We start from the raw sequence: 1,478 nt of genomic DNA on the forward strand, positions 1-1,478 counted from the left end.
AGTGCGCAGCGTCGCCGCACAGACCAACGCACCGAGAGCTGCGATGAAGGCTGCGACAAACAGTGCCAACCGAAGTCCACCGACAAAGTCGTCCGGTGGTCCGCCGGGCAGCATCGACTGCGCCGGAAGGAAGGCGCCGAGCACGGCAACCCCGACTGCGATGCCGGTCTGCCGGAACGCGTCGTTGATCCCTGCGGCCAATCCGGAATGGTTCGAAGTGCTTTCGCCCAGAACCAACCCACTCATGACGGGGTTGAACACCCCGGCCCCCACGCACGCGACAACAAATCCGGGAAGTATCGCGTACGGCGAACTGGTCACGTCGACGACGGTCATCATGACCAGCCCCACCGAGACGAGTAGAAGCGAGCACGTCAACGAGACCGAGACGGGGATGCGCCCGTCCAATTTCGCGGTGGCGCCCGCGACGACGAACATCGCTATCGTCGCCGGTAGATACACCAGGCCGGCGTCCACGGGAGACAGATGCAGCACGTTCTGCAGGTAGATGGTCGTGTAGACGAACACCGCGAACAGGGAGGCGGAGATCGAGAACGCTGCGATCTGCGCTCCAGCGAAGGCCCGATTGGCGAGCAGATGCGGGGGCAGCATGGGCTCGGTGGTACGAAGCTCGTGCAGGGAGAAACCGATCATGGCGGCCGCGGCGATCACCGCGGCGATCATCGGCTGCGGCTCGAACCACCCATCCTCGTTACCGCGTAACAAACCGAACACCAGAGCTGCCAGGCCGGTGGACACCAGAATCTGCCCGGGCACGTCCGCGCCGCGAGGTCGAGGATCGCGTGACTCGGGAACCCACCGCACCGTCATCGCCAGTGTGATCAACCCGATCGGAACGTTGATCAAAAAGATTGCGCGCCAATCCAACAACTCGGTGAGCAACCCGCCCACCAGTGGGCCGACGGCAAACGCGCCCCCGATCGTGGCGCCGTATGCAGCCAGAGCAGTCGCGCGCTGGGGACCCTTCTCGAACACGTCCGCCAGCAAGGCAAGTGAGCAGGCGAAGAGTACGGCACCGCCGATACCCTGAGCGGCCCGCGCGAGGTCGAGCACCCAGATGTTCGGCGCCAGAGCGCAGAACAGAGATGCCGTGGTGAACCACAGGATGCCGATGATGAAAACATGGCGTCGACCCCGTCGGTCTGCCCACGATCCGGCGCTGAGAACCACCGTCGCCAATGCCAGCGTGTACGCGTCGATCACCCATTGCAGGGCGCTGACTCCGGTATCGAGATCGGATGCGATCGACGGCAGGGCGGTGTTGACGACGGCGATGTCGAGCATGAGCATTGCGGTGCTCACGCATACTGCCAGCAAAGTGGCTCGTCGTACTGCGGTGTTCTTCGGGGTGATCGGTGCGGTCATGGCCCGTCCTGATGGTCGAAGGGGTGTGTACTCGGAACACCCTGCGCTCCGACGCTTGGGACATATCGGGCGAAATGCTTGGAACCCGCATG

1 protein-coding gene is annotated in these 1,478 nt (G+C 63.9%); it reads right to left on the reverse strand.

Annotated features, from left to right (window positions below; genetic code table 11):
* On the reverse strand, positions 1–1,386 hold a 1,386-nt coding region (locus tag ABH939_RS33125; RefSeq protein ID WP_404650737.1), incomplete at its 3' end, for an MFS transporter.
* Positions 1,387–1,478: the final 92 nt, after the last annotated feature.

This window comes from Rhodococcus sp. 27YEA6, from assembly GCF_044908235.1.
Lineage (GTDB): Bacteria > Actinomycetota > Actinomycetes > Mycobacteriales > Mycobacteriaceae > Rhodococcus_F > Rhodococcus_F qingshengii.